Raw genomic sequence first — 22642 nt, 5'->3', positions numbered from 1 at the left:
CTACGAACCTAACACCTTAATAGTGAACTTGCCACTATGTATAACCTTAACAGTATTGCTCAATATCATTTCATACCTACAACCACTGCATTGAATCTCCCTAGGAGTAATTGGCGAATCAATTAATAATTCGTATTGTCCATCCCCAATGGATCTACCGGGGCCTTCGTAATTAATTACGAGCTCCTTATCCCTCATTGATGCACTAATGTTCTTAACAAGCCCATGCATTGTTAATACATTGCTAGCCGTAACTCCACGCCTCAGTATGTCCACAGGCATGCCCCTGAGCAGTGTTGGTACTTCAAACAGGTCATTTATTATTAAATCCCTAATGAGCATTATGAAGTCCGCCGCAGCCCAGCCATGCGGTGCATCGCCCTGTCCGCCCCTCTCGGTTATTATTGATATTCCCTCGGCCCAGCCGTAGGTCGATGACGTGTGATTGATGACCCATGTTAAGTACCTACCCACCCGCTCTCTATCGCCGAGTATGGCCCAGGAGTGTGCCAGGTTCATCGTTAAGTAACTACCATAGGTACCCCACTGGTGGGTATTCACTACACCGCCATTTAGCCCATATAACTCCTCGGTGACCTCAAGCGTTCTTCTAACTAATGGGTTATCCAACGGTAATGCCATTGTCGGCCATACAACCGCTATAACCCTAGTCATTGCCGAATCAGCCACCCTCTCCGGTGCAGGCACTATGTAGTCAACGCCAAGTCTCGATCTTACAACATTTATTGAATTAATAAGGGCGTCCACAAACTCCCCACGCAACTTCTCAACCCATTCATGATCCTCATGACCAACATCCCTAAGCACCCTGCCCAACTCCCTTAACCCGGCTATGGCCCACATATCATCCCAGTAATGGTGATCCATGGGTCCCGTATCCTCGGCAGACCAGGACGGTGGTAATAAACCCCTTACTGACTCATCGCCCGTCACCTCCCTATTCGTCTCTAACCACTCAACCCCACGCCTAATCACTGGATACCACCTTCTCAATGTGTCATAGTCCCTCGTTAACTGCACATACTTACTCACGGCCCATAAGACTTGCCCATTGGCGTCATACTCCTTCACCTCGAAATCCACTGCCCTAAAGTACCCACTATCGTCAATCCTCCTCAATAGTTCCTCAATGACAGCCTTACCCATGTCGGCTAGGTTGAGCATTGTAAGGGCAGTTGCCATGTATGATCCATCCCTTATCCAAAAGAGGTGGTAAATCAATGGACCTGGCGTTATTTTACCACCATCCCACAGCATAACTAAGTTCGCCATTGATTGACGAAGGACATCACCAATGACACTATCACCAACTGATACTGAAAATGACCTTTCATTTATTGAGCCCCAATTACGCAATTCGTTGGCGATGTCATTATCGTCAACAGATCTAATCAATGCCCTATTATGCCGTGTATTCCTAAGGGGGTCGATCGGCGCCCTCGCCCTTAGTCTCCATTCATTACTGCCATTAATGACAGCATCAAAACCAAGTGCTGCGTGCGCCCAACCCAACTCGTCATTAACGTAAAGCTCACTATTAAGTCTACCAAAGGATGCATCCTCACTCGCATCCCTACTTACATTGTATGAACCGAATTGTGACGGTTCCCTATCCGTAGTTAATGCTAGCTCGTCATTCACGGTTATGAACCACCCATCACTCTCCACGCCTGCGCTCTTCACTTCAATAATGTGGTCAACGTTATAGGGCCTAGTCACTAGGTAGACAATGTAATTACCAGGTAAACCCATCAATTTAAGGTCTATAATCAACACATCAACTCCTGACCTATTAGCAACGGTCGACCTAGCAACAACCCTCACCGCGCCTAAATCCCACTCATTAACTATTACTGGGTAACCAGGCCTCTCAAGATATTGCCTAAACGAACCGTTAAGGCCTGGCGTGTATAGCCTTGAACCATCATAAACCCAAACCTCAAACGCAACATTTTTCCGCGTAACAAATAACATGGCTGGGTCTATAACGGCCTCATTAACGCCCTGCACAGTACCAACCATGCCCCAATCCTTAAAGTGAATGTTCCTAAATGGCATTAACTGAGCTGGCTCAAAACCCCTACCGCTAGGGTCTAATTGCTGCCTCAACCACCTGGGCCAAGCCCAATTGGGCCTTCTGTAGTACAGACCCATTATAAACATTGAACTGCCAAAACCATTAATGGCGGCCTCGACGAACTTATCCACATCCCTACCCCACATCCTCGCCGCATTTTCAAATCGCCTACTAACATGACTCATATAAAGCCAGCACGTACTCATTTTAGGACATTTTAATAGATTCCCCATACGCAGTGGCTGGTTAAATCATAATTACAAATAATACTTGTTATACCCAGTCTTATTGGAAAAATTTATTTTTGGTTAGATAGTCAGTAATATTGCGGGCATGGTGAGGGTTTACCTTCATGAGGTTACGAAGATATTTGGAAAGAACGTAGTGGCTTTAGACAAGGTTGAGCTTGAGGTGAGGTCTGGCGAGTTCATGGTTGTAATGGGGCCATCAGGTCACGGAAAAACAACACTCCTCAGAGTTGTGGCGGGTCTTGAGGAGCCAACTGACGGTGAGGTCTGGATTGGCGATACCCTAGTTGCATCGCCGAGGAAGGGCATCTTCATACCTCCAAAGGATAGAAACGTGGGCATGGTATTTCAAAACTGGGCCTTATACCCACATATGAAGGTCTTCGATAACATAGCCTTCCCACTCAGGATTAAGAAGCTGCCGAAGAGTGAGATTGAGAAGAAGGTTAGGGAAATTGCTGAGGTCCTGGGTATTGCCGAAACGCTGGATAGGTACCCAAGGCAGTTATCAGGTGGTCAGCAGCAGAGGGTGGCTATCGCCAGAGCCCTGGTTAAGGAGCCGCAAGTGCTCCTCATGGACGAGCCATTTAGCAACCTTGACGCTAGGATTAGGGTTACGGCTAGGGCATTTGTTAAGGATATCCAGAAGAAGCTCGGGATAACCACAATACTTGTGACGCACGATCCAGCCGACGCGTTGACACTAGCCGATAGAATAGCTGTGCTTAGAAGAGGCGTTATTCAACAGATAGGGTTGCCCAGCGAGATTTATGATAAACCTGTCAATGTATTTGTGGCGAATTTCATAGGCGATATAAACCTATTCGATGGCTCAATTGTTGGTAAGGGCAATGAGGTATACTTCGATGGTGGTGATGTGAAGGTTCAGCTACCACAAAATATAAATGTGCAGGGCAATGGGAGCGTAATCCTCGGTATAAGGCCTGAGGACGTGGTATTGTCCAAGGAGGTCATTAGCAATAATAATGACCTTATTTATGTCGGTAAGGGTACCGTGGAGATCTCGGAATTCGCCGGAGGTAAGTTTAACGTAATGGTTAAACTACAAAGCACTGAGGTGAAAGTCGTCTCATCAACAAGCTTTGGACTCGGCGAACCAGTGCATGTATACTTCAATTCACGTAAGATCAAGATATTCGATAAACAAACGGAGAAGTTACTATATGGATAATTGCCCTTGTTAAAATTTTAATACTTCAGTGAGTCAACGTATTGACCTGAATGACATATAAGGTTAAGGACATATCGCTCGCTGAGAAGGGACGCTTACTCATTGAGTGGGCTGAGAGACACATGCCAGTTCTAATGAAGATTAGGGAGAGGTTCACCAGGGAGAAGCCACTCGATGGTATTAGGATATCGGCCAGCTTACACGTGACCAAGGAAACTGCCGTTTTAGTCAGGACATTAGTTGCTGGCGGAGCTACGGTAACCCTAGTACCCTCGAATCCACTCTCCACGCAGGACGAGGTAGCCGCCGCATTGGCTGAGGATGGTATTTACGTGTATGCATGGAAGGGGATGAATGAGAGGGAGTACTATAATGCAATTGGTTTTGCAATATCCCAGGAACCTGTCGTTACTATGGATGATGGTGCAGACCTAACGGTGACACTGCATAAGTTGGCCCTTGGTGTTAAGAGTAATGAGGTAAATTATGCATTGGAAACCGCTGGTGATAGGGACTTCGCTAAATTAATAAGTAGTGTTTACGGCGGTACTGAGGAGACAACAACGGGTGTCATCAGGCTAAGAGCAATGGCGAGGGAGGGTACGCTTAGGTACCCAATAATTGCCGTTAACGACTCATACACCAAGTACCTATTCGATAATAGGTACGGAACAGGACAATCAACTTGGGATGGGATACTCAGGGCCACGAACATACTGGTTGCGGGTAAGGTCGTTGTTGTTGCAGGTTATGGCTGGGTTGGACGTGGAATAGCCATGAGGGCTAAGGGGCTTGGTGCACGTAGGGTCATAGTCACCGAGGTAAACCCTGTTAGGGCACTTGAGGCTGTCTTCGATGGGTTTGAGGTCATGCCCATGAGCGAGGCTGCAGAGATCGGCGACATATTCATAACGGCTACCGGCGACATAAATGCAATAACCCTGGACCACATACTTAAGATGAAGGATGGGGCTGTCCTGGCCAATGCTGGCCACTTCAACGTGGAAATTGACGTAGCAGGTCTCGAGAGAGTCGCAGCCGAGAAAAGGAAGATTAGGGATTACGTAGTTGAGTATAGACTGCCGAACGGTAAGCGCGTCTACTTACTTGCCGAGGGTAGGCTCGTTAATTTGGTTGCGGCGGAGGGGCACCCGAGCGAGGTCATGGACATGTCCTTCAGCAACCAGGCACTCGCCGTTGAGTATATAGTTAAGAATAGGGGTAAGCTACAGCTCGGTGTTCATAAGTTACCTGACGAACTCGACATGGAAGTTGCAAGACTCAAGCTTGAGACCATGGGCATAAGGATTGATCAATTAACTGAGGAACAGAGACGTTACATAAGTAGTTGGGGTCTCGGTACATAGGCTAATAAGGAAACCTTTATAGGATATTAATTAATTCAAAAACCGTTAATTAAAATGGTAATAACACCATTAATGCTAATCTGGATAATAACACTGTACAGCAATGGTACGTCAACCGTTAGCTTAAATACCACGTTAACTGGCGAATTCGTAACATTACAATTACCTGTGCAGCCTCAATCATACATAGAGGTGCTCGTTAATGGTTCCGTAACTGCATACGTGATTAATGGTACATCAATAATAATACCAGTTCTAGGCACTGCTAATGTGTCCATAGTGTATGTACCCAGGGTATTCGTGGAAAACAACTTTGTCGGAATAAACGTGGGTAACTCCACGGTTGAGATAGTCATACCTAGTAACATACTCATAGCCAACATAACATTGTCATTAATTAACATGAGTATGGTGAATAATGAATTACTAATAACGGCGAGGGGGCCTGGCGAATTCCTATATACGATAATGCCAATGACCAAGACAACGCGTGTGATGACTGTGACAAATCACCTGATTAATTTCGAAGTCCTTATGGTGATTATTATTGCTATCATTATAATTGCGTCTACGTCATACGTATTAGTGATAGGACGAAGAAAAACTACGAAGGGAGAAACTACACACCAAGCGGCGCTAAATCTCAATGATTACGAACTATCAATACTTAAGTACCTAAAGTCCAGGGGTGGCTCCGCATTTGAGGTTGATATTTCCAGGGACTTGGGCATACCAAGGACCACCGTGTGGAGGAGTGTAAGGAGACTTGAGGGTCTAGGCTTTGTTAGGATTACTAAGGTTGAGGGTAAGAACATGGTAATACTGATCAGGGATTTACAGTCTTAACGACCCTAATTACCTCGAGGAATGATGAGAGGATTCTCCTGAATAATTCGTTATTAACTACCTGAATCAACTCATTGAAGTCCTTAATCCATGACTCATCACCCTTAATGAGCAGTGCCGACGCTGTGATTAATGACTGCGTTAGACCTGATAAATCCCCATTATCCACGGACGTTCTTAATAACTCGATTGGGTTTATGGTTAAGTCTTCGTTATTCATTAACCTGAGAATACCAAGACTTAGACAATACAGTGCGTAGAGGATGGATGCGCGCTTAAGGGTGTCACCAGTTAATTCTATTGACTCAGAGACTGTGTATGTGAACTCCTCGTGCAGTAGTTCAGTAGCTGATGATACGTAGTCTCTATTACCTGCCTTGAATGCCGTTATTAATGCATTAATTACCTCATTAATTCTCAACTCCTTTATTAGCTCATTCATTGAGCTCATTAAGTCAGTATCATCCTGGAGTAAAATAAAAATTAAGTTATGTGATGACCAGTGCATAGCCATGGATAGACTTGAGGATAGGGTTAAGGAGTACGTCATTAGGTATATGGATCCCGATAAATTTGGCGGTAAGATATTCGTAATTCATGATAAGGACATCATGGAATTCACAGATTTGAGTAAGGCAAGAAGCGCCGCCTTCTCGATGCCTGGCATTTCTATAGTAATTGCCGTACCGAAGAAGGATGAAGTTGATGAAGCATTCATGAAGTTCATGAAGTTAATTAAGGGGTCTTGATTACTGATTACTTTATAAATAATGTAAATGCTTAAATTAAGGCTATTTTGCATAGTTTAACGTGAGGCTCCTCGAGTATAAGGGTAAGGAGTTGCTGAATAAGTATGGCGTTAAGATACCCAGGGGCGCCATAGTCAAGAGCCTTAATGACATAGACATACTCAACACACTCAAATTCCCGCTGTTCGCCAAGGCCCAGGTACCCTTCGCAGGCAGGGCTAAGATGGGGCTCGTCAGGAGGGTTAACACCATTAAGGATGCTGAGAACGCCGCGAGGGATTACCTGGGTAAGGTGATTCAGGATTACCCAATTAGGAAGGTGCTATTTGAGGAGGGCGTTAATGTGGCTAAGGAGCTTTACATATCCATAACCCTGGACAGGGAGAACAGGGGCTACCTAATGCTTGCATCCACGGAGGGCGGTATCGACATTGAGGAGGTGGCCAGGAGAAGCCCTGAGAAGATAATTAGGCTTTACATAGATGATTATGAGGGACTTAGGGACTACATGATTAGGGGAGTTGCTCAGAAGCTTGGTTTGGAGGGTTCTGCAGCCCAGGACTTCGTAACCGTGGCTAAGGCCATGTACAGGGTATTTACTGAGTATGATGCCGAGCTTGTGGAAATAAATCCACTTGCACTAACAACTGATGGGCAGTTGGTGGCTCTGGACGTTAAGGTCATGATTGATGATAACTCACTTTATAGGCACCCAGACATTAGTATTGAGGATAGTGATTACACGACCGAGGAGCTTGAGGCTAGGAAGTACGGGCTACATTACGTGGAGTTGACGGGCTACGTGGGGATCATGGCCAACGGCGCTGGCTTAACAATGGCAACCATGGACTTGGTTAAGGAGTTCGGTCATGAACCTGCCGACTTCCTTGACGTTGGTGGTGGAGCTAGTAAGGATGCTGTGAGGGAGGGATTGAAAATGCTGTTAACAGACGACAGGATAAAGGCTGTTTTGATAAACATATTTGGCGGTATAACGAGGTGTGACGAGGTTGCCAAGGGCGTTGTTGAGGCGTTGAATGAGGTTAAGACCAACAAGCCAATCTTCATTAGGTTGAAGGGTACTAACGAGGAGGAGGGTAGGAGAATACTGGCTGAGATAGGGCTTAAAACCTATGAAACTGCTGAGGAGGCAATGGGAGCTTTGTCAAAGGCAATTGCGAGGTGATGGGCATGGCCATACTCGTTAATGAGAATACGAAGGTCCTGGTCCAGGGAATAACGGGTAGGGAAGGATCAAGACACACACAGTACATGCTTCAGTACGGCACTAAGGTTGTGGCTGGTGTCACGCCAGGTAAGGGTGGACAGACGGTCCACGGCGTACCTGTTTTTGACACTGTGGAGGAGGCGTTAAGGAAGTTCCCTGACATAAATACATCAATAATCTTCGTACCAGCCCAATTCGCCGCTGACTCAGTCTATGAAGCCATTGACGCTGGTATTAAGTTGATTGTGATAATTACGGAGCACATACCAATACATGATGCATTAAGGTTCGTGAATTACGCAAAGAGGAAGGGAGTCACGATAATAGGACCCAACTGCCCAGGAGTCGTAAGCCCACTAAGGTCTAAGGTCGGGATACTGCCTAACCATATTTACACGAAGTCGGGCCCTGTTGGTATCGTGTCTAGGAGTGGAACACTGACTTATGAAATATCATACCACCTAACCCAGGCTGGGATTGGGCAATCAACAGTCGTCGGCATTGGCGGAGACCCAATAATTGGTACTGACATGCTCGAGGTAGTGAAGATGTTCGAGGAGGACCCGGAGACGAAGTACATAGTAGTTATTGGCGAGATAGGCGGCACAATGGAGGAGAGACTCGCCCAGTACATAGGGTCTGGGAAGGTTACGAAGCCCGTGGTAGCCTACATATCGGGCAGAACGGCACCACCCGGCAAGAGGATGGGGCATGCGGGGGCTATCGTCAGTATGGGCATGGGCTCCTACGAAAGCAAGGTTAAGGCATTCCAGGAGGTCAACGTACCAGTTGCCAAGACACCTACCGAGGTCGTTAAGCTAATCAAGCAATACATACGTTAAACATAGGTCATTAATATGTAATTAAAATTTAGTAGATTTATATTGATCCACTATTATTAACGTGAAGATCAATATAGTCATTAAGGAGTATCTTAACGAGGCCCTCATTAATTATCGTACTAATCAACTCAAGATATGCATCCGCGGGTGTCACGGACTTTATCGTGATACCCAGCGACTTACTAATGCTCCTAATATTGTTTGTACACTCCTGAAGTAGTGGACATCTTGGGCAGGCCCTTGGTGATTCCTTACCATTAATAATCACGAGACCGGCCTTTTGGTCAACAATCGCACCCTTATCATTGAGAACCTCGAGGACCGCGTAGTCTCCAAATTCCCTAACCCTGTAGACTAGGAATATGGTGGCGGCTAGGTAATAACCACCATCCTTCCTAACCAACCAACCATGCTTAATGAGGGCATTTAAGTATCTGAAGACCTTGGCCTTGGGCATGTTCAACCTCCTAATAAGTTCCGTGGGGCTAACCACGCCAAAGGCAATGAGCTTAAGGAGCTTAGCCCTATCAAGCTGAACGCCAAAGTCAAAGTTATACTCACTGAGTATGCGGATACCGCCACTAATAACGCTGGGGAACTTGGGAACCTTAATACCAACCCTAACCTTAATACTCATCAATATTAAGGAAAGAACCTAGTATTAAACTAGTACTCCAAGACTAATTAGGAAGGCATGGACTATGCCGATGAAGATTCAGCTGCCGCAGGGGCGCCTCCGGACTGCTCAATGACCTTATCAAGCTCCTCAATCCTCTTCTTAATCTCATCCTTAGGCAGGGCAATCTTCAACAACCTACCATCCTTAATCTCATACTTAATAACCCTCTCGGACTCATCAAAGACATACTCAGGAGGCCTGGACATGTCCTCAGGCTTAAACTTAACCTCGTCAAAATCAACATAGGCAATATCATGAATGGGCGTGGGAATTAAAGCACCCACTGGGCATGCATCAACGCAAAAGTGACACAGAATGCATTCCGTGTACCTAATACCTGGGTAAAACTTACCATTAGGAGCCCTATACATCTGAATCGCATTCACGGGGCAAGCCCAGGCACACTGGAAGCAGCTTATACACTTCTTAATGTCCAGCATTATCCAACCCCTAAACCTCTCAGGGATCCACCTGACCTCGCGTGGGTATTGTATCGTGAGCCTATTCGGTTCCACAGCCTCCTTAAAGCCCGTGATTAGTGCCTTCGCGTGGTAAATAATGTCTTCGGCAAGGGTCCCCTTCGGTGGCTTAATCTTTATGACCACGTCGTCTATTATGCCCTTGGAGTATTTTAAGCTTTGTGGTGTATTCTCACCACACTGCGGGTACTTATCGTCTCAGGGGAACTAGTAATGAAACAACACCAACCTCAATATTCCTCATTAAAAGGATATTATTAAAACATGCAATGCCCAATTTTAAACGTGAAACAACTGACTTATTACGCTCTACCCAAGCGATATGTTGCTCACTATCTGCGTGGAGTTAATGACACAGGTGTATGGCGTTACCTGGACTATGTCGATCGGCTTACCCTCGAGTAATAAATCTACCCACTCATATACAGGCAATCCACAGATACTGAAGGTGTAGAAGGCATTGGGTGGAAGTAGGACTGGGTATACCAGGATCATGTGCGCGTAGCCAATGGGTAGGTACCTAAAGAAGTTGTTTGGTGCAAACTGCCTAAGCTTCCCAGTGTAGTAAAGTAGGACCTGTTGATACTCACTGGGTGTGTAACCTAGGAATAACGTGCCCATGACAAGGTCCTCCTGCATCTCATAAAGCGCAAATGTGACGTTCTTGCCAATTGTTTGGAATTCATACTCAAGGCCGAGCAGCGGCTCGCCTGTCTCCTCAACAATCTCACGTGCCTCCGGAGTCATTAATTCAAGATAGCCCCAACTCTGTTCCGTGGTTTCAAAGGTGAAGTGTGGATTGACGGTTGACGTGAGACCAGGCCCTGAGTCGTCAATTACAATTAGGTGCGAATCATTAAATATCTGTACTGCGTAGTATGATAGTAATATCGTACCCACGCCACCGGCGCTTGATCCAGCGAGGACCACCTGCTTCCAGGGTCCCTGGGCTGCTGCCCACCTCATTGCCATTATCGCATCGACAAAACCAACGTGATATGTCGTCACGCAGTCCATCATGCCGTTAATGCCAATCCCGCAGTACTCCATGACCCTATCCCCAGAGAATACATCACCTGTATCGTATGGTATGAATACGTACGTCCAGTTCCTGAAGGGATTTAATGGGTTGCTTCTATTGAGAATTCCCGTGTACGCGAATAGGTCGATCCAGATGTTTGGGTATGTAGCGTTCATGGTCAATACGGTACTGACGCCAGGCACTGGGTACCAACAGGTGTAGTAGTCTGTGCATGCACCACCGGGTTCCAGGAATATCAGTAGTTTGTCCTCCGTACCCCTACTCACGAGTATGTACGTCCTACTACCATTACCGGCCCTGGCTGGGTATGGGAGCCAAATCAACGTCCACTGAGTCCCCTGACTTGGGTAATTAATGGGTAAACTACTCAGGCTTGGCATGCCGGCCAAGGATGCATTGAATGGATTTGCGTAGTATGGTATTAGGATTATCCTAAGGTCTGTGGTGCAGTTAAGAGGCATGGAATTGCATTCGTAGGGGGCTAGCGTGAAGGATTGAAGCGTGTAAATCGACTGTACTGCATGGGCGCCGTGGGCTTGAGCGATTATTATCATTATTGCCAGTATTAATAACGCGGGAAGAGCCCTATAGATTCTGTAGTACATCATGGTCATTAATTCACGTCTTATCTTTTAAACTTTATCTATATTTACCCTAAATAGCGGGTAATTAATAAAAGATCTATTCCTAATAGGCAAATATTATTACTTAATAATCCGTGACAGGGTCATTAGAACATGTATCTAAGGTGGTTATCGAAGTAACTACATAAATTATGTATGTAAGCTAGGCGATGGGTGCGCCGTGGATGTTGATTATATGGGCTCTATGCTCTCAATATATCTTGCCACGGCCCTATATATATTATTGATCTTCTCAATATTAATGTAATGTAGCCTCGATAGTGCCGTGTTTATTAATCCGTGTATGTAGCCCTGCGTTAGTGCTGTGTCTAGTTCCTCGTCGAATGGCTCCTCAAACTCGACCCTAACCTCGTTATTCCTAATCACGAGGCCCTTGAAGGCGAGCCTGTTATAAGCTGTGGCCGTGTATAGGTACGTGCTTATAGTACTCACGGGATCACCCATCGACATCTCCGTGGCCACCGCCCTCGCGTACTCATAACCAATCCTGTAGAGGAGCCTACCCACATACTCAGTGCCCATTTGCGCTAGGACCGTCTTAATGGCAGTCATGAAGTGTCTTTGAGAGAAGGACAGCGGTATAATTGGCCCGCTTATTGCATTCACGAACTCAATATCTCTAATGGAGTCCATGCCGGTTAATAGGGAGCTCACGTTATCCTCAACGTCAATCATTAAAGCCCTGGAGTTACCAATGATATTCCTGATGTTAATCCCATAATTGAGCATCACAGATGACAACTCATTAATAATACCAGGCCTATCCCTAACAACCCTAAACAACAACCAAGTCATTACAAGGAGCAATTGAAACAAGGGTATTTAAACCCTAGCACAAAATTATTAAAAAATATGATCATTAATAAAAATTCTGAGCTCAACCCCTTCAATGCCATATTTAACATAGGTATTATTGAGAAACAATAGGTATTGAGTTCCCCATTTCCTAACCAATGCATATGTAGTCCCAGTATGACTGCCCCTGGGACTGGGACGTGTTTGGTAAGTATATTCCGAAGCCCACGTATTGGTAATCCACATTACTACCAACGTAGTTGGTTACATCGAGTGTATAGCCGGTCCAGGCGTTAATGGGTATTGTACCTCCATTTACATTGAAGAACTTCTTTATATTGCCGCCGTTTGGTACCGTTAAGCTCCCTATCCCAGCATCTATATTACTTATTGCCAAGGAGCTCGGGCTCGATGTGCCCACCTGCCAATAGATAACTATTGCGTAGTGATTATTCGTCACTATGAAGAAGAAGGGTATGGCGTCCGTTGTGAAGTCCACGGGATATACGTAGGCAGTTACGTTTGGGTAATTACCAACCTTAATGCTTAGGGGAAATACGTTGTAATAGTACATGATTGTGTACCCACTTGGCGGTGGTGGGCCTGTCTCTATGGCGTAAGTGTATATTGGGTTGGGGAAGCCATCTATTACGCTGTTTTGTAGTGCTTCATCGCCGTAACTAAGCCCTGGACCAACTCCAGGGTAGACATAGCTCTGTAGTCCATTTGTTGTTGCGTTCCCTATGTACCCAAATGCCATGCTTTGGCATGTGGCTGGTAATGATGATGTGGTTGTGGATGTTGGTGATTGCTGCACAATTAATTGTACTGCGGGTACGGTCTCTGTGTAATTATTAATAAGCACCGTTATTGGTATTGATGTGGTTCCGGCGCTCGTTATGCCAACCGGTATTGATGTCGCCGCTGCACCGCTTGGTGGCATTATTGTACTATTAGCTATGGTATTTCCATTCACGTTGGCTATTACCGTGGCATTAACCCAACCGGTGGAATTATTAATCAGCAGAACGGTGATGTCCACAGTGCTCGCTGATCCCTGGTAAACAACGGGCGGTGCTATTACACTAACCTCTATTGGCCCTCGATAGAGGCTTATGCCTGGCGTTAAGCCGGATGCTGTTGGTACCAGTACCACCAGGTTACCCACCCCCTTATTCACTAACGTGCCTGGTACCGTTACGTATACCACATCGCCATTAATTACGTAGCTACAATACTGCATATACTGCGCATTACCCACGCTATACCTGCATATGGCTTCAGCATTACTAAGGGGCATGGCATTGCTTAACTTCATGGTAATTACGTAATTACTACCCACAGTATTAAACCCACTTAATGAAACGCTCACCTCTGTACCTCTAATGGATTGCAGTGATTGTTTCTCCTCAGCCACGTACTTACTGAAGCCGTTGAGTACGGAGTAGATTACAGCGAGCGATACAATGACTATCATGATTATTATAGCCATTATGTAAAGCTCCCCCAATCCCCTACTGTCCAAGCCCCTCCTCGGCCGTGAACCCATCACAGGAAACCACCTTAACTAAGTAATTTGTGTTATATGGGATATTTAAGTTTGAGTAATTGAGCATAAGCACCTGACCAGGGCCCAACCTAGCCAGCGGGTTCGTTATGCAGTTATTTGCCACGGCTATCTGGTACACTGTTGATTCATTAAGCACATATACGCCGGATATATCGCACGGCTTATTACCGTAGTTGTACAGGGCTATGCTTATTGATGTTATTGAGGAGCCCGTGGTGTTAAATGCCGTGCTCATTATCGAGAACTCGCAAGAACCCGACAGTGCATTAGCGAGTGAGTAACCAAGCGACTCTAAGTACCCGTAGAAGTATCCGAAGATTAACAAGCTAAGGGCCACGGCTATGACGAGCAGTATTGTCGCACCCACAACCTCACTAATGCCAATGGAAATCATGGGAAAATCACCTGCGGCGTGATTTTGACTTAACATGACTTATGTATTTTATTATTTACGATGATGCCACAACAGACGTTGCGTACTTGGTGCCGCTTGAGGTCACGAATAGCAGCTCATACGATGTGCCTGGTGTTACGCCGCATGATGATGCAAAGCTTGTGCTATTTGTGATTGCTACCGTTGAGCCTGGCGTTATTGAGGTTGCCGTTATTGGTACTTGGCATATTAGGTTTCCATTCGTTGCGTTTAGTAGGTAGACGCCCGTTATGGTTACTGTCACTGAGCCCGTGTTCTGTACGTAGGCGGTCAATCCCTTACTTACTGATAGGCTTGCCGCGACTACTTGGAACTGCTCTGGCGTTGCCATTGAGCTAACCTTACTTGTTGTTGCGGATAAGTATCCGCTGAACCACATGTAGAGTAGTACTGCGGCTACCACGGTTATGACTATCAGTAGTATGGCTGCAACGATTGGCTCTATACCAAGGCTTTTTCTGTTGTTTCTATTTCTGGTCATCGATTCCTAATTTATTTTCAATCTTTTATAAACCTTTCTTTCAATTACGATTTGAATTTACTTAAGTTTCATATTACGCCTAAGTACATTGTTAAGTACATTACGTAATTAATTAGTGTGAGTACCATTATTAATATGGATGCGTGTAGTAATCCAACGATTGACCTGCCATAGACAATCCTCCCAATTATCACGCCTGCGATTATTGATTGGATTACACTGCTCATTACTATGATTGATGAGAATAGCTGGGTGTCTATTACGGATATTGTCGGCGCCGTGATTGCCCCTGCTGATGTTGATATCGCTATTTTACCTATGCTTGGCATCATTAGGTAGATAATTATTCCAGCGAGTACTACGTATATTGCCATGACCACGTATATCAAGGCTAGGTAAGGCTTAACCTGGTTGGCCTTCTCCAGTTGGTAGCTTACCATGTCCTCGAGGGATTTGTAAGCCATGTCGAGGGTTTCCTGGAGCCGAGCCCCAGACCTAATCGCCGTATCAAGTATCACCGCGAGTACCGCCAGGTAATTGTTGCCAAGCTCCCTCGAAACCTCGGCGAGGCCCTCCTTCATTGTCGTTATGCCCATGCTCTCCTTAGTAATGGCCTCGGCAATTATCCTGCCAAGTCTACCCTTACCAACCCTAGTGAGCATCTCCGCAACACCAACGAGGGGTTGACCCGAACCTAAGCCATCCCTTATCACCCTAACTACCGCGGGCATGTCCACGAGTATTTCGTTATTCACCCTCCATAACCTATACTCAGTGATTGATAGTGGCAATAGCTCGGCTGCGATGGCTATGGCCGTCAACGTGGTCCCCAGTATGCCGTAGGGTATTGGAACACTTAGTGTTAATTTACCAATGCTGACTTGGACATAAGTCTTTGGTAATATTATGTAGAATGTAATAATGGTGATTACCACAATCACCGTAGTCACCAACCGTAGCGTAAACCCCCTATACATATTAATACCTTATTGCTACCCATTCTTTAAAAATTATAAATCTAAGGTTTTAAAATTTAAAAATTTATAACCCAAGATAGAAATTATACACCGTGGATATTAAGGGTGTGGAGTTGATCGATGAGTACGAAATAGTTAAGGGATTGATTGGCGTACTCATTATTAGGGATAAGAACACAGGCCTCTACCTATACAACATCGTTGAGCCTGTACTCAGCAATAACGCTGCCAAGGTGCTCGCGAGGGCCAGGGAATTACTTAGGGTGGGTAGTGCGTTGCCTAATAATGATGATCTTGATCATTACTTTAAATCGCTCGTTAATGAGGTAATGGGTAGGTTGAGGATTAAGTTGAATGATGATGAGTTGAGGAGTGTCATGTATTACCTGATGCGGGATACCGTAGGTTATGGCAAGGTTGACCCACTGATTAAGGATGATTACATCGAGGATATAAACATTAATGGGCCCAACAAGCCTGTCTATGTGTGGCATAGTAGGTATGAGCACTTGAGGACTAATATCACCCTGAGTAGTGATGAGTTGAGTAGTCTCGTTGTGAAGATTAGTCAGAGGGTTGGTAAGAACGTTAGTTCTGCATACCCAATACTTGAGGGCTTACTGCCTGAGGGTCTTAGGGTTGAGCTTGGGCTTAGGGATGTCTCGCCCCATGGCCCCGTAATAACCATTAGGAAGTTTAAGGCTAATCCCATAACCATCATTGACTTAATAACCGACGGTGTTATTAAGGCTGAGGCATTAGCGACCTTATGGTTTATGCTCGAGAATGGCATTAGCATGATAATCATTGGGCCAACCGGCGCGGGGAAAACCACATTACTAAACGCACTGCTATTTTTAATCAGGCCTGAAGCTAGAATCGTGACTATTGAGGATACCAGGGAGATAAACATACCCCATGAGCAGTGGATTCCATTGGTTGTTAGGGAGGCCGAAACACCCAATGTGCAGAATATTACGGCTTATGATTTAGTTAAGGTATCCATGAGGATTAGGCCTGATTACTTGGTTGTTGGTGAGTTAAGGGGTGAGGAGGCTTATGTCTTCTTTCAGGGGTTGGCCAGTGGGCACACAGGCCTTGCCACGATACATGCCAGCTCACTAAACGCGGCCGTGAGGAGGCTGTTGTCCAAGCCCATGAGTGTTCCTCCAGCCTTAATACCCCTGGCTAACGTGTTCATACTAATTAATAGGGTGAGGATTGGTGGTAGGATTGCTAGGCGTGTCACGGACATTAGCGAGTTATTGGATGTGACGAGGAGTGGCTTAAGGGTTAATAACCTGTTTAGGTGGAGTAAGGATAGGGATGAGCTTGTCAGGTTGAGCGATAGCGCCTTAATTGCAGATCTCGTAAGGATGGGCAGGGTGTCTCAGGAGGAGGTTGATAGGGAGCTTAGGAGGAGGGCTGAGATCATGACCGCCATGGCCAAGTACGGGTTTAGGTCGCCCGATGCCGTGTTTAGGGTCACTAGGAATTACTACGTTGATCCAGAGAGGACCTATAGGGCCGTGATAGGTGGTGAATTGCCTTGATAAACCCATTGACGGCCTATAGGCGTTGGGTGAATAATTACGTAAATAGACTTTACTCACTCAGCGGTTACGACTTCGATAGGGACTTCGCGGCCGCGGTGATCATGTACACACCAATAATCGCTGCTGCATTGGTGGTGGCTTACGCACTCACGCCAATGAGTGCAGTAAGGAGTGTGATGCTCCTTATGGTTATTGTGCTACTCATTGATTACTTATCGGTGCTAGTTTACATTAATGCTAAGGTCTATATAAGGTCAAGCCACTTCGAGAGGTACTTAATAAATACGCTCATGATCATGATACCACTGATAGCCAGTGGGGTTACCCTTGAGGAGTTGATTAGTACCCTAGCCACCATCGAGAGGGACCCATACATAGCCAGGGAGTTTAGGCTAATACTTAGGGATGCCAGGGAAGGCGGTATGGACATACTGACGGCGCTAAGGGCTAGCATCAGCAGGGTCCCGTCAAGGACCTATGGCGAAATCTTCGGCCTTATAGCCGAGACATACCTAATCAGTGCAAACCTGGCCGACGTACTAATGCTCAAGCTTGAGTACCTAGTTAGGAACAAGTACAATAGACTGAGGAGTGCGACCCAAGTACTTGGTCTGTTCATGGAAATCTACTTAGTCGTTGCATTACTCCTACCGATACTCCTCGTGCTCATTGTGATCACCCTATCACCACTAGGACCCATATACCTAGGGCCAATAGTCCTGAGCCCAACACTGGCCTTAATAATAACCACACTCATATATTCACCGGTTATGGGCTACGTCATGTACATACTCATTGACTCCACAATATCCTCAATAGAATAGGCAGGCACACCATTCATTACCTAAATTATACTGATTACCGTGGTTTTCACGAGATCTTATATAAATCATGGATATAGGGTAAATCTATATAATCATATTACCAAAGAAAGATCTAGATAAAACAATTAATTTCATGCCTACGCATGGAGAAAGTATATGCGTGTAAGAATAAAACAGTATTTAAAGATTTTATTTTCAATTTACCTTCATACGTCACGTGAATCTATACCGGCCTAGTAAGTTCAGTCTCAAATTCCTTTACATACCTCGGCCTTATTTGGATTACCTCGATTTGATCCATGGGTCTAATCCCGTATAGCTCCCTGATCTCCCTAGGAATCGTGAACTGCCTACTGGACGTATGCTTAGTCCTAAGCAACAATACATTCCTCAACTCAATAACTAATCCATTGAATGAAATCACTATGTCAGCATACCTGGCCCTCTCAATGCCAAGGGCCCTAACTAAGTTAGCTGGGATGAGGACTTGGTTATTAATGTAAGCCCTGGTCCTGTAAGGAAGATTATTAATGGGTAGCCCTTTACTCATTAGCAATTAAATTCGTTTTTTAATAAAAGAATTACGTCAAAAATATTATAAAGAGGAAGGTATCCTAGATGACTAATTGAAAATATAAAATACGTAGTTTAACATCTTAAATATAAAAAGTTAAATTTAACCTAGACTAAAAATATATAATAAATAGCCACTAGAAGCCCTCTTTCTTTTTACATAATTCAATTAAATTACATCAATATCAATCTGAAAATGAAAGAAAGACTTTTAAGCCGACACTAAAGCACGGTGGTGGTATGAACAACACGGCTGCGAGAAGGAGCGAGAAAAGGAGGATGTTAATGCTGGCTGCGATAGCGCTCGTTGCGATCGCCACCATAGCGCTGGTTGATGTGATATTTGTTTATCAAGGCCAAATAAGTGTTTCACAGACTGCACCGCTGAAATTCCTGACAGGCCCAAATGGCAATAACCCCGTACGTAACATTCACAGGAAATGACCTACCACTGACGTCGAATGGTAACCCATACTATGCGGGTTTTCAGGTTAACATAGAGCTCACAAACTCAAGTGGCGCGTATTTCGTGAATATTGGCGTGTTACAGGCGCTTGTAAGCGGATACTTATACGTGCCCTCAATGCTTAGTGGTAATGCGGTATCAAGTACAGGCTCTTCAGCAATAAGTTCGCTATACATATATCTGAACAATACTGACATAACAAGCACAAGCGCCATAGTCTGTACTATAGTACTTACGTACTCAACAAGTACTGGCACCTGGACTGCGTACTACTACAATGGTTATGTGGCACCAGGCAGTACTCCAAGTAGTAATGCTCCATGCTCATTAAGTGCCAATACTAACTATGGCATTAGTATGTACGTAATACCCAACACCCCAATAACGAGCTCGACAAGCGAGACCGTGAGTGTACTACTTGGTTACAACGTAGTATCTAACGCCACCGTACCGGTTCCGAGGTGATCATGTTGTGGCTTTTAAATCACCTTTCAAAATATTTCTTCTCCTTTCCATATTTTCCATCCTGGTTGCCTTAATTCTTATTTGGGACACGTCTCAAGTTGCCCCAACCCTGGTGAGTTACATGACGTTGGAGAACGTCCCATATGCGAAGGTTGAGTCGATAAATGTGCAGGCAAGTGGTGTAACGGTGATTATTAGAATTATTAATCCTGGTAATTGGGATTTCACACCAATTAGTGGTTGGGTGGAACTGCTCGGTACTGGACAGGTGGGTAATTTAACGATAGCCAATAATGAAACAATGATTATTCAATTTCCATTAACCCCACAGTACCTATCCTTATCAAATACGGGTGTTAGGGGTTTGATCAGGGGATACCTCAATGGTGATCCTGCCTACATTGCGTTCTTTGACGTTGTGCCAATTCGCGTTATTAATAATATAACTATTACCTATGCCTATTATGAGAATTGTAACTTAACAATAGGTATTAATTATTCAACATTGACCCCAGGCATGATTAGGCCTCAGGCAATTTCCATGTTTACGAAAAATACCATACCTGGCTACCTAGTATTTGACGCCGTAAACCCAAACATTACTATTTACATACCTCAGGGTATCGGCACCATCAACATTACGATACCGATTAGGAAGTACGCAAACCAGGTATATTTCTGTAACCTTAAGCAGGGATTTATCTACGTGCTTTACATGCCCGTTACCGTAACTTACGTATTCTCGAACGGGAATGTTACACAATATATGCAATTGGGTAGTGTAATTGCGTTAGGTGGTGGGTCATGAGACTCGAGGTCCTGGTACTTCTTAGCTTGATCATTGCCTTCGTGGTCTCCTGGCTATTCATACCCGCCTGGGGCGTCTCAGGCCGTAATTACTATCTGAGGTTGATGCCCTGGGGTTTTGTAGTTACGTTCTTTGGCGTGACCTACGTGGTACCGCCACCCACGGTTTACCTAGTGTCCTTCTTCGCGCTGGACTCGGCCCTAATACTCATTATCTGGAGGAGGAGCGCCTACGCGCTTTACCTGTCAGCCTTATTGGCCGTGCTCTCACTGGTGATGCTCATAGACACCATACTCTTCCAGCAGAGGTACCTACAGGTGAGGGGCTTTATCATAGTGCCCACACCGAGTGGTTACGTATACATTGAATTACCGCATAACTCATTCATTGGCTTACCGACTTACGTATTAATCGTAGCCACAGCGATAGCCATACTCAACATGCTAACCAGGGCAAGGTGGTTGGGACTTAGGAGGTGGTCGCTTGCCGAGGCCGTTAAGGAACACGGCGCACCAACAGCAATAGAACAAGCCCTTGACAGGCTCGGTATACCATACACGAAGACCCCAGATGGCATTGCTGTCGGCAACCTGCTCATTAAGACCGAGGGCAATAAAATCCTGTTATCACGGAGGACTGAGGGCGATGTCATAGCCGGTGGGAGTCCTGGATCCAACGTTGAGGATACCGTGGCCTATGCAATTTATGAGTCTATTAGGGAGGCATTGAAGGGTGGTACTGAGGTTGTTGAGTATGCCGAAGAATAACCTATTACTCATTATTGCATTATCGCTGGCATTGGTTACTTCGGCAATTGCACTTGCCGATGTCATTATAGTTTATTACGCAAATGCTAATTCGATTGCTAAAAGTGTGGTGTCGGTAATGACTGGTTCATACTCATGCCCATGCTGCGGTGTCTTAAGCTCGTGGCAATACACAAACACTGGCTTCTCGGCTACGGTAACCGCGATAACCCTCAGCACGTCAAGCGGTTATGTGATTCATGTGCCAACACCACTGGTTGGTTTAAGGGCATACGCGGCTGGTGTTTTAACGGTAGCCATAAGACACAACAATTACGTAAGTAGTGTGAGTATTAATGGGACACCCATATACCCAAGCCCTGGCTCGATAAGTCTCAGCACGGGCACCTACACACTCTATGAAAACCTGACAATAAGCACCCCATTAACAAGCCCAATAACGCTGAGCGGCATTTATAACTACACGCCAACGCAGGGTGTGGTATATATATATACTCATTTACTGAGACGATACAAGCACCTAGCGCTGACGTAATGAACCTACTCGACGGCTACCAGACTTGGTACGTGCCCCATGTATACCAGGGCGACTATGGCAACCCATTCACGGGGTATTACCCCACCAATTCCTGGCCCGTCTACTACGACTCCTCAAACTCACCCAGCAACTACTGGTACTACATATCGACAGGCATTAACCAGCCTATCCTTAAGATGGTTAGCTCGAACTACGGGTGGTCTTCAGGCGCCATATTCTGGCAGGAAAGTTATGGCGGCGGTACCATCACCATAACCGTGATTGGGGTATACTCCAATAACGGGACGCCCATGGCATCGCAGGCATATCCTTACGTTGGTGATGGCTACATAGTCTACCTATTCCTAAGACCCACTAGATGGGGCATTGGCAGTGGTTATAATTACTCAATAACCTACGTCTCATCTAATGTCTATACATTCACGATATCACCCGTGCAGGGTGATGTAATGTTCCCGCAAAGCTCATCACCCTACCTCGTCATTGAATGGAACCCGCTCTGGCAATATGCATACACAACCAGCGGCGCCAGTGGGCAGTGGAATGTCTGGATCGCCTTAAATAGTAGAGGAACTCGTGTAACTATCAGCCCAAGTCCGTCACCGAATCTAGGTAACCCCTACTCTGGTTGGGATGGTATTGGTACCGGCTATTTCCAGCCTGGACCTGGCGACTACATATGTATTACGGTAAGCTACAACCCCAGTACGAACACGTTAATGGGCACTGCATACGACTTAAACACGGGGCAGTCAGCAAGCTTCACACTTAGTCTAAATGGCTACTTCACACCACCGGGTAGCGGCAACTACGTATTTGGCGTGGCTGGTACTAATGATGCTGGGCAGGCTAATTGGGGCATTGTTTATATTAATTATCAAGGCTAGTTTAGAACCATCATTACTTAATAGCACTTAGATTATTGCTTTAATGTTTCTCTATAGGCTTAAAGTTTGATAGTTTTGAAATAATGAT

Annotated in this window: 25 protein-coding genes; 14 read left to right on the top strand and 11 right to left on the bottom strand. The window is 45.4% G+C overall.

Going from position 1 to position 22642, the window contains the following annotated elements:
• Positions 1 to 2283 (bottom strand): glucosidase family protein, encoded by a 2283-nt coding sequence (locus VDIS_RS05440; protein WP_148678245.1) that lies wholly within the window; start codon positions 2281 to 2283, stop codon positions 1 to 3.
• 148 nt (positions 2284 to 2431) lie between these two features.
• Here VDIS_RS05440 and glcV point away from each other — a divergent pair, with 148 nt between their 5' ends.
• Genes glcV through VDIS_RS05425 form a run of 3 tightly spaced genes read left to right on the top strand, consistent with a single transcriptional unit; the run spans position 2432 to position 5751 of the window.
• Complete coding sequence (glcV, locus tag VDIS_RS05435) at positions 2432 to 3538, top strand: glucose ABC transporter ATP-binding protein GlcV (RefSeq protein WP_013336215.1); 1107 nt, start codon at positions 2432 to 2434, stop codon at positions 3536 to 3538.
• Between the two features lie 50 nt (positions 3539 to 3588).
• Positions 3589 to 4905, top strand: a complete 1317-nt coding sequence (gene ahcY / locus VDIS_RS05430; protein WP_013336214.1) for an adenosylhomocysteinase — start codon at positions 3589 to 3591, stop codon at positions 4903 to 4905.
• Between the two features lie 54 nt (positions 4906 to 4959).
• The gene (locus VDIS_RS05425) at positions 4960 to 5751 is read left to right on the top strand and encodes a helix-turn-helix transcriptional regulator (protein WP_013336213.1); all 792 of its coding nucleotides are present in this window, start codon (positions 4960 to 4962) and stop codon (positions 5749 to 5751) included.
• Here the strand turns inward: VDIS_RS05425 and VDIS_RS05420 are convergent.
• Positions 5732 to 6202, bottom strand: a complete 471-nt coding sequence (locus VDIS_RS05420; protein ID WP_013336212.1) for a hypothetical protein — start codon at positions 6200 to 6202, stop codon at positions 5732 to 5734. The two genes, VDIS_RS05425 and VDIS_RS05420, sit on opposite strands and share 20 nt — an antisense overlap.
• 61 nt (positions 6203 to 6263) lie before the next feature.
• Here VDIS_RS05420 and VDIS_RS05415 point away from each other — a divergent pair, with 61 nt between their 5' ends.
• From VDIS_RS05415 to sucD, 3 genes are all read left to right on the top strand, one after another.
• Positions 6264 to 6500 carry a hypothetical protein gene (locus tag VDIS_RS05415; RefSeq protein WP_013336211.1) on the top strand — a complete coding sequence of 79 codons (237 nt, stop codon included), beginning with the start codon at positions 6264 to 6266 and terminating at the stop codon, positions 6498 to 6500.
• A 61-nt stretch (positions 6501 to 6561) separates the two neighbouring features.
• On the top strand, positions 6562 to 7686 hold the full coding sequence (gene sucC, locus VDIS_RS05410; protein WP_013336210.1) for an ADP-forming succinate--CoA ligase subunit beta: 1125 nt from the start codon (positions 6562 to 6564) through the stop codon (positions 7684 to 7686).
• A gap of 5 nt (positions 7687 to 7691) precedes the next feature.
• A complete protein-coding gene (sucD, locus tag VDIS_RS05405; protein ID WP_052885895.1) occupies positions 7692 to 8570 on the top strand; it encodes a succinate--CoA ligase subunit alpha in 879 nt (292 codons plus the stop codon).
• A 37-nt stretch (positions 8571 to 8607) separates the two neighbouring features.
• Here the strand turns inward: sucD and VDIS_RS05400 are convergent, their stop codons facing one another.
• The 8 genes from VDIS_RS05400 to VDIS_RS05365 form a co-directional block, all read right to left on the bottom strand.
• Complete coding sequence (locus VDIS_RS05400) at positions 8608 to 9207, bottom strand: helix-turn-helix domain-containing protein (protein ID WP_013336208.1); 600 nt, start codon at positions 9205 to 9207, stop codon at positions 8608 to 8610.
• 62 nt (positions 9208 to 9269) lie between these two features.
• On the bottom strand, positions 9270 to 9854 hold the full coding sequence (locus VDIS_RS05395; protein ID WP_013336207.1) for a NuoI/complex I 23 kDa subunit family protein: 585 nt from the start codon (positions 9852 to 9854) through the stop codon (positions 9270 to 9272).
• A 183-nt stretch (positions 9855 to 10037) separates the two neighbouring features.
• Entirely contained in the window at positions 10038 to 11378 is a 1341-nt protein-coding gene (locus tag VDIS_RS05390) for a pectin acetylesterase-family hydrolase (RefSeq protein ID WP_052885776.1), read from the bottom strand.
• A gap of 207 nt (positions 11379 to 11585) precedes the next feature.
• Entirely contained in the window at positions 11586 to 12209 is a 624-nt protein-coding gene (locus tag VDIS_RS05385) for an amino acid-binding protein (protein ID WP_013336205.1), read from the bottom strand.
• Between the two features lie 151 nt (positions 12210 to 12360).
• A complete protein-coding gene (locus tag VDIS_RS05380; RefSeq protein WP_013336204.1) occupies positions 12361 to 13758 on the bottom strand; it encodes a hypothetical protein in 1398 nt (465 codons plus the stop codon).
• Positions 13724 to 14173: a hypothetical protein gene (locus VDIS_RS05375; protein ID WP_148678243.1), complete on the bottom strand. Its 450-nt coding sequence runs from the start codon at positions 14171 to 14173 to the stop codon at positions 13724 to 13726. The genes VDIS_RS05380 and VDIS_RS05375 overlap by 35 nt, the downstream gene beginning before the upstream one ends.
• Before the next feature lie 55 nt (positions 14174 to 14228).
• The gene (locus VDIS_RS05370; protein WP_013336202.1) at positions 14229 to 14693 is read right to left on the bottom strand and encodes an archaellin/type IV pilin N-terminal domain-containing protein; all 465 of its coding nucleotides are present in this window, start codon (positions 14691 to 14693) and stop codon (positions 14229 to 14231) included.
• A gap of 68 nt (positions 14694 to 14761) precedes the next feature.
• Positions 14762 to 15670, bottom strand: a complete 909-nt coding sequence (locus VDIS_RS05365; protein WP_013336201.1) for a type II secretion system F family protein — start codon at positions 15668 to 15670, stop codon at positions 14762 to 14764.
• 92 nt (positions 15671 to 15762) lie between these two features.
• On the opposite strand from VDIS_RS05365, the gene VDIS_RS05360 reads away from it, so the two are divergent.
• Positions 15763 to 17223, top strand: a complete 1461-nt coding sequence (locus VDIS_RS05360) for a type II/IV secretion system ATPase subunit (protein WP_013336200.1) — start codon at positions 15763 to 15765, stop codon at positions 17221 to 17223.
• On the top strand, positions 17220 to 18050 hold the full coding sequence (locus VDIS_RS05355) for a type II secretion system F family protein (RefSeq protein ID WP_148678242.1): 831 nt from the start codon (positions 17220 to 17222) through the stop codon (positions 18048 to 18050). Before VDIS_RS05360 ends, VDIS_RS05355 begins: the two co-directional genes overlap by 4 nt.
• Before the next feature lie 223 nt (positions 18051 to 18273).
• Here VDIS_RS05355 and VDIS_RS05350 read toward each other — a convergent pair whose 3' ends face one another.
• Entirely contained in the window at positions 18274 to 18600 is a 327-nt protein-coding gene (locus VDIS_RS05350; protein WP_013336198.1) for an AbrB/MazE/SpoVT family DNA-binding domain-containing protein, read from the bottom strand.
• 263 nt (positions 18601 to 18863) lie between these two features.
• Here VDIS_RS05350 and VDIS_RS05345 point away from each other — a divergent pair, with 263 nt between their 5' ends.
• The 6 genes from VDIS_RS05345 (at position 18864) to VDIS_RS05320 (ending at position 22554) form a co-directional block, all read left to right on the top strand.
• Positions 18864 to 19067, top strand: coding sequence for a hypothetical protein (locus VDIS_RS05345; protein ID WP_013336197.1), 204 nt, complete (start codon positions 18864 to 18866; stop codon positions 19065 to 19067).
• Positions 19030 to 19554, top strand: coding sequence for a hypothetical protein (locus tag VDIS_RS05340; RefSeq protein WP_013336196.1), 525 nt, complete (start codon positions 19030 to 19032; stop codon positions 19552 to 19554). The genes VDIS_RS05345 and VDIS_RS05340 overlap by 38 nt, the downstream gene beginning before the upstream one ends.
• A gap of 121 nt (positions 19555 to 19675) precedes the next feature.
• Positions 19676 to 20362 (top strand): hypothetical protein, encoded by a 687-nt coding sequence (locus VDIS_RS05335; protein WP_013336195.1) that lies wholly within the window; start codon positions 19676 to 19678, stop codon positions 20360 to 20362.
• Entirely contained in the window at positions 20359 to 21129 is a 771-nt protein-coding gene (locus VDIS_RS05330) for a hypothetical protein (RefSeq protein ID WP_013336194.1), read from the top strand. The genes VDIS_RS05335 and VDIS_RS05330 overlap by 4 nt, the downstream gene beginning before the upstream one ends.
• The gene (locus tag VDIS_RS05325; protein WP_013336193.1) at positions 21116 to 21664 is read left to right on the top strand and encodes a hypothetical protein; all 549 of its coding nucleotides are present in this window, start codon (positions 21116 to 21118) and stop codon (positions 21662 to 21664) included. The genes VDIS_RS05330 and VDIS_RS05325 overlap by 14 nt, the downstream gene beginning before the upstream one ends.
• Entirely contained in the window at positions 21664 to 22554 is an 891-nt protein-coding gene (locus tag VDIS_RS05320; RefSeq protein WP_013336192.1) for a hypothetical protein, read from the top strand. The genes VDIS_RS05325 and VDIS_RS05320 overlap by 1 nt, the downstream gene beginning before the upstream one ends.
• The last annotated feature ends 88 nt before the right edge of the window (positions 22555 to 22642 follow it).

It is taken from the genome of Vulcanisaeta distributa DSM 14429 (assembly GCF_000148385.1).
GTDB classification, from domain to species: Archaea; Thermoproteota; Thermoprotei; order Thermoproteales; family Thermocladiaceae; genus Vulcanisaeta; species Vulcanisaeta distributa.
Note: the sequence above shows the minus strand (reverse complement) of the source record. Positions and strands in the feature narration are given on the sequence as shown.

Coding starts and splice junctions, on each gene's coding strand:
- VDIS_RS05400 (WP_013336208.1), bottom strand. CDS start 9,207: ATGAGTATTAAGGTTAGGGTTGGTATTAAGGTTCCCAAGTTCCCCAGC.
- sucD (WP_052885895.1), top strand. CDS start 7,692: ATGGCCATACTCGTTAATGAGAATACGAAGGTCCTGGTCCAGGGAATA.
- VDIS_RS05350 (WP_013336198.1), bottom strand. CDS start 18,600: ATGAGTAAAGGGCTACCCATTAATAATCTTCCTTACAGGACCAGGGCT.
- VDIS_RS05380 (WP_013336204.1), bottom strand. CDS start 13,758: ATGGGTTCACGGCCGAGGAGGGGCTTGGACAGTAGGGGATTGGGGGAG.
- VDIS_RS05340 (WP_013336196.1), top strand. CDS start 19,030: ATGGCAATAACCCCGTACGTAACATTCACAGGAAATGACCTACCACTG.
- VDIS_RS05415 (WP_013336211.1), top strand. CDS start 6,264: ATGGATAGACTTGAGGATAGGGTTAAGGAGTACGTCATTAGGTATATG.
- ahcY (WP_013336214.1), top strand. CDS start 3,589: ATGACATATAAGGTTAAGGACATATCGCTCGCTGAGAAGGGACGCTTA.
- VDIS_RS05425 (WP_013336213.1), top strand. CDS start 4,960: ATGGTAATAACACCATTAATGCTAATCTGGATAATAACACTGTACAGC.
- VDIS_RS05365 (WP_013336201.1), bottom strand. CDS start 15,670: ATGTATAGGGGGTTTACGCTACGGTTGGTGACTACGGTGATTGTGGTA.
- VDIS_RS05385 (WP_013336205.1), bottom strand. CDS start 12,209: ATGACTTGGTTGTTGTTTAGGGTTGTTAGGGATAGGCCTGGTATTATT.
- VDIS_RS05370 (WP_013336202.1), bottom strand. CDS start 14,693: ATGACCAGAAATAGAAACAACAGAAAAAGCCTTGGTATAGAGCCAATC.
- VDIS_RS05335 (WP_013336195.1), top strand. CDS start 19,676: ATGACGTTGGAGAACGTCCCATATGCGAAGGTTGAGTCGATAAATGTG.
- VDIS_RS05390 (WP_052885776.1), bottom strand. CDS start 11,378: ATGATGTACTACAGAATCTATAGGGCTCTTCCCGCGTTATTAATACTG.
- glcV (WP_013336215.1), top strand. CDS start 2,432: ATGGTGAGGGTTTACCTTCATGAGGTTACGAAGATATTTGGAAAGAAC.
- VDIS_RS05320 (WP_013336192.1), top strand. CDS start 21,664: ATGAACCTACTCGACGGCTACCAGACTTGGTACGTGCCCCATGTATAC.
- VDIS_RS05420 (WP_013336212.1), bottom strand. CDS start 6,202: ATGAGCTCAATGAATGAGCTAATAAAGGAGTTGAGAATTAATGAGGTA.
- VDIS_RS05375 (WP_148678243.1), bottom strand. CDS start 14,173: ATGATTTCCATTGGCATTAGTGAGGTTGTGGGTGCGACAATACTGCTC.
- VDIS_RS05325 (WP_013336193.1), top strand. CDS start 21,116: ATGCCGAAGAATAACCTATTACTCATTATTGCATTATCGCTGGCATTG.
- VDIS_RS05330 (WP_013336194.1), top strand. CDS start 20,359: ATGAGACTCGAGGTCCTGGTACTTCTTAGCTTGATCATTGCCTTCGTG.
- VDIS_RS05345 (WP_013336197.1), top strand. CDS start 18,864: ATGAACAACACGGCTGCGAGAAGGAGCGAGAAAAGGAGGATGTTAATG.
- VDIS_RS05440 (WP_148678245.1), bottom strand. CDS start 2,283: ATGAGTCATGTTAGTAGGCGATTTGAAAATGCGGCGAGGATGTGGGGT.